The following is a 5096-nucleotide window of genomic DNA, read 5'->3' on the forward strand; positions in this document are numbered from 1 at the left end:
GGCTGGTCGCGATCGCGATGATCGAACCAGCCTCGATGTAGTTGGACATGGCAACCGCGATGGTCGCCCGCCAACCCGTGGTGGTGCGCGCTCCGAGTTTCATGGTCGTCCTTCAGTCGAGGTGGAAGTACTCGGTCAGGGGTTTCATCGCCTGGTCGGGTAGGACACCGGCGGGGTTCTGGAAGAAGTCGGCCATACCCGCCTGCCAGCGGGCATTGACATCAGTGGCGGCCATTCCCGACTGCGCCGCGGCGAAGTCGTCGGTCTCGAGGTAACCGATCACGAGCCCGTCGTCGGGCCGGACGAACAGGGAGTAGTTGCGCCAGCCGGCTGTACTCAGCGCCCCGAGCATCTCGGGCCAGACGTGCTGGTGGGCAGCCACGTACTCGTCGACCCGATCGGGTCGGACGTGCAGCACGAAGCACACGCGCTCCGTCGTCTTGTCCGGCATGACGGCGTCCCTCTCGCATTGAAACGTTTCAATTAGTGGTGCGGCTGACTGTAGGCATGCCGTGTGACGAAGTCAACACCCGCCGCCGCCCTTCGCGATTCGTGTGCATCTGGCGGCGGTGAGCGCCGGTGAATCACCGCAAATCGCCTGGGGCGGGCCTAGAGGAGGGTCGCGGACCCGTCGGCGTCGACCCGGACCCTGGCCCCCGCGATGTCCTCGCGGGTGCTGGACTCGGCCTGAGAGGCGTCCGTGATCACCGCGAGCGCGCGGCTGTCGGCAGGCGTGCGGACCGCGAGGAAGACCTTCTCCGCGGCGCCGTCCCTGCTAACCGGCGTGGTCCACGATTCGATGGTGCCCACGCCCTGCCACTCGTCCTCGGCCACCCGGGTTGGCTCCGCATCGACGGCGGATTGCACGTCCTCCCAGAGGAATTCGCCACTCGGAGGTTCGGTGCCGTAGAGGCCGAAGCTGTGCTTTGTCAGATAACCGCCGTTGGCCGTGATGAGACCGAGCTTGCCTGGCGTCGCCACCAGCAGCTCCGCCATGGTGGCGATCGAGTGCGTGACGTAGTTGTTCCACGGACCACCGGCGAACGTCAGTCCGCCGGTGACCGTGAGCGGCCGGTCGTGGTCGTCGATGGGTAGTCCGAGCTCGCGCGCGGCGACCTGGACCGCCGACGGGAAGCACGAGTACACGTCGACCAGGTCGACGTCGTCGACGCCCTTGCCTGCAAGCTCGAGCACGCGTGCACCGGCGATGCGGATGGCAGGCGACCGGTCGAACGCGGCGCGCTCACCGATCAAATAGGTGTCGTGTGCGTCGGTCCCTGCGTATGGGAACACCCATTTGTCGGCGGGGATCTGCAGGTGGGTCGCCTTCTCCACCGACGTCAGGATCAGGGCGGCGCCCTGGTCGACCATGTTGTTCGAGTTCATCAGCTTGGTGTAGGGCCAGCTGATCATCCGGTTGCTCGGGCCGGGCTGCGAAATATCCTGGGCGGTAACGTGTTCGCGGTTCCACGCGTGCGGGTTGCCCTGGGCGACGGCGCTGAACCCGGCCCACAGTTCGCCGATCCGGCGGCGGTGCTCGTCCGGTGTCTCCCCCGCCGTGATTCGCAGGGCCTGCTCGAACATCGGATAGACGTAGGAGGGGCGGTCCAGGTGGATGCGGAGTTCCACGGGCCCGGCCAGCGCGAACTGGTCGTCGGCGCCCCGCGGGAGGGCCACCGTGTCATCCTGCTTGGTCCAGTCCAGCTTGCCTCCGGCGGCGCGCACCTTCGTCCGGGTACGCCACGTCTCCGCACCTGCGATGAGGACGGTGCCGACGTTGCCCTTCTGGATGTCCAGGCAGGCCTGGTTCACCAGCGACTGCGGCACGTTGCCACCGATGCTGGTGTAACGCCCCTCTGCGCCCGACGCCCGGAGACGTTGCGCAAGAAGCAGACCCGGATTGCGGTACCGCCAGGACAGCAGGTTCACGATGCGCACCGAGTCGACTGCCTCGAGCACCCGCGGGTCGGCCGCCTTCCTGGCGGCTCGTTCCATCAGGTCGACCGGCTCGATCGCGGGGTCGCCGTCGTGTTGGTTGACCTGGCCGTAGCCGACGAGGACCGGCGTTCTGGGATCGATGGGCACGAAGAGCCTTTCTCGTGGCGCGAGGGTGCGCGTTTGCTCATTTCGAGCGGCGTGGCGCGGAGCAGACACGCACGCTCGCGGGGTTAGAACAGCACGCCATCGCCGATCAACCGCTCGGTCTCGTCGGCGTCCAGGTGCAGGAGTTCACCCGCGATCTTCCGGGTGTGCTCCCCTGGCGTCGGTGCTGGCCGAAGGGTGGCGTCGGGTATCCGTTGGAACGGGGCCGGGTGAGTCTCGGTGAGCATCGGCGCCGCGAACAGCGGGTGCACCATCTCGGTGTAGAGCCCGCGGTGGACGACCTGGGAATCGGCGAGCACGTCCACCGCCCGGTTCATCGGTCCTGCCGCAACACCCGCGGCCTGGACCGCCGCGACGACATCGGCCTTGTCCTGAACGGCGGTCCACTCCGAAATGGCGAGCATGAACTCCGTTCTGGTGCTTGGCAGTTCGCCCACCCCGAGCACCTTGGCCAACGCGACGCGGTCGTCGTCGCAGCCCACCGAGATGACGCACCACTCGTCGTCGCCCGCGCACGGATACACGCCGTGGATCGCATCGTCGTCCTGCACCGCGAAACCGGCGGCGCGGGCGGCCTCGGTCACATAGGAGGTCGCGAGTTGGTTGACGGCGGCCTCGGCCTGCGAGATGTGGACGTGAGCGCCCGAGTCCGCGGTCTCCCGGTTGATCAGCGCGGCGAGCGTGGCGATCGCGGTGATCCTAGCGACGACGTGGTCGGGGAAGATCGTGGTCGCATCGTAAAAACGAGGGTAGGAGGCGACGTCGCCAGGCTCCTTCGAGGCCCACAGACGACTGATGCCGGTGGTGGCCCTGACCAGCGGGCCGTATCCCATGCGGTCGCTCCACGGCCCGGTCGAGCCGAAGGCGCTGCTCTCGGCAAGAACGATCCGCGGGTTCACGCTGCGCAACTCATCGAAGGCAAACCCAAGGGCGGCAAGGGTTCCGGGTTTGAAGTTGGCGAACACCGCGTCGGATGCCGACACCAAGCGGCGAAAGATCGCGGCGCCCTCGGGATGACGCAGGTCGAGACCGAAACTGGACTCGTTGCGATGGGTCAGTGCCCACGACCGGCTCATCGGCTGGCCGGGTGGCGTCTGCCGCAATCCGTCGGGATACGCCGAACTCTCCACCTTGATCACCTCGGCGCCGAGGTCGGCGACCACGCGACCGAGCTCACCCCCGGCGACGATGATGCCGAGGTCGAGGATGCGCAGTCCTTCGAACGGTCTCTCGCCCGCTCCGGCAACGGCTTCGGACGCCGCCGTGCGCGGCGGGCCGAGCCACCGGGGTGCGTCGGCGCCCACCTCTGGGCTGCGACGTTGGAGGCCGGCGTGGCGGCCGTCGACCACGAACGGGCCGGTTGGTACGGCTAGCTGGGCGTCGGGTGCGACCCGAATCTCGGTCAGCGCGCCGACGGACCGAAAGTGATCCGACGCCAGTGCCTCGGCCGGACTCAACACGGCGGCGATCGGAACGCCACGCCGCTGCCCTTCGGCGACAAGGGATTCCATCGTCTCCGGCTTGAACAGAGTGGCAATCGCGGCGTTGAGTTCCTTCGACGCGACATACCTGGCGGCGATGCTCTCGAACTTCGGGTCGGCGAACTGCTCCGGTTCGCCCAACCAGGCGCGCATGCCACGCCACTGGCGTGCCGAGAGCAAACAGATCCGCACGAAACCGTCGCGGCAGGGAAAGGTCGGGTAGATCTGCTGGTTGCGCGGTCTGCCCCGCCACAGCTCACCGGAGGCCTTGCGGCCGACGGCAGCCTGGCCCTCGGACCCGAATGGAGGATCCAGGCACTGCAGGATGGCTTCGAACCGGGAGAAGTCGACGTAGTCGCCGAGGCCGGTGCGCAGACGCTGGTAATACGCGACGAGCGCCGCCCAGGCGCCCTGTGCCGCCGCGGTGGCCGACGCGATCCCGGTCGGCGGGAGGACGGGGCGGCCGGTCGTCGGGCCGGATCGCGACAGCGCAGTCGACATCGCGTAGAGCACGGAGTCGGTGGCCTGCCACGTCGCGTGTGGCCCCGTCGTCCCGAAGTCGGTGACCTCGAGTGCGACCAGGCGCGGAAACCGTTTCGCCAGTTGCGCGACGGACGTGCCGAACGCGGCCGTCCCACACACCCGGCCATCGTCGATCACGATGTCGGCCCCGCCGGCGAGGTCGGTGAAGAGGTCCCTGTCGCGCTCGTCGGACGGGTCGAGCACGATGGCGCGCTTGTTGGCGTTGTTCAGCGCGAAGTCGATGCCGACGCCCGCGACGGTGGGCCGGGCCGTACGGCCTACGGCGCCGCCGGGCGACTCGACCTTCAGGACGTCCGCGCCGAGGTCGGCCAGCAGCCTGCCCACGCCATCGGACGCCGCGCCCCCGAGGTCAAGCACCCGCACCGACGCCAGAAGTCGACACGTGTCAAGCATGCCGATCAGTATCGTTCAGCGGCCACGGGGAGTGCGTGGCGGGTCGGCGATGAGCGCTTGCGCGAAGAGCAGCAGGCCTGCGCTACTCGTTGTCGCCACCGGTCGAGACGGTGGCCGCGACGGCGGTTCCGGACGCCGCGCCCCGTGCGTCGGGCCAGACCCAGTCGCGCACCTCGGGGACGTCGTCGCCGTGCTCGCGGGTGTACTCGCGGGCCGCGAGCCGCCGGTCGACCATCTCCTGACGGAACGTCGCGTACCTGGTCAGCAACGACGGTGTGCGGTCGATGACGTCGATGACCAGATGGAAGCGGTCGAGGTCGTTCAGCATCACCATGTCGAACGGGGTCGTCGTCGTACCCTCCTCCTTGTACCCGCGCACGTGGAAGTTGTTGGCGCCCGTACGGCGGTAGATCAGCCGATGAATCAGCCACGGATAGCCGTGATAGGCAAAGATGACCGGCTTGTCGCGGGTGAACACCATGTCGAACGCCTGATTGGACAGTCCGTGCGGATGTTCCCCCTCGTCCTGTAGCCGCATCAGGTCCACCACGTTGACGAACCGGATCGACAAGTCGG

Annotated in this window: 4 protein-coding genes; all 4 read right to left on the reverse strand. The window is 68.0% G+C overall.

The annotated features are described in order from the left end of the window. Positions 1-112: 112 nt before the first annotated feature. Positions 113-451: an L-rhamnose mutarotase gene (locus ACRDUX_RS17420; protein ID WP_526415270.1), complete on the reverse strand. Its 339-nt coding sequence runs from the start codon at positions 449-451 to the stop codon at positions 113-115. Between the two features lie 158 nt (positions 452-609). Next, on the reverse strand, positions 610-2085 hold the full coding sequence (locus ACRDUX_RS17425; RefSeq protein WP_526415271.1) for an acetyl-CoA acetyltransferase: 1476 nt from the start codon (positions 2083-2085) through the stop codon (positions 610-612). 83 nt (positions 2086-2168) lie between these two features. Next, entirely contained in the window at positions 2169-4520 is a 2352-nt protein-coding gene (locus ACRDUX_RS17430) for a CaiB/BaiF CoA-transferase family protein (RefSeq protein ID WP_526415272.1), read from the reverse strand. A gap of 82 nt (positions 4521-4602) precedes the next feature. Next, positions 4603-5096, reverse strand: a 494-nt coding sequence (locus ACRDUX_RS17435) for a phosphoketolase family protein (RefSeq protein WP_526415273.1), incomplete at its 5' end; no start/stop codon positions are given.

Source organism: Mycobacterium sp. (genome assembly GCF_050701675.1).
Taxonomy (GTDB): domain Bacteria; phylum Actinomycetota; class Actinomycetes; order Mycobacteriales; family Mycobacteriaceae; genus Mycobacterium.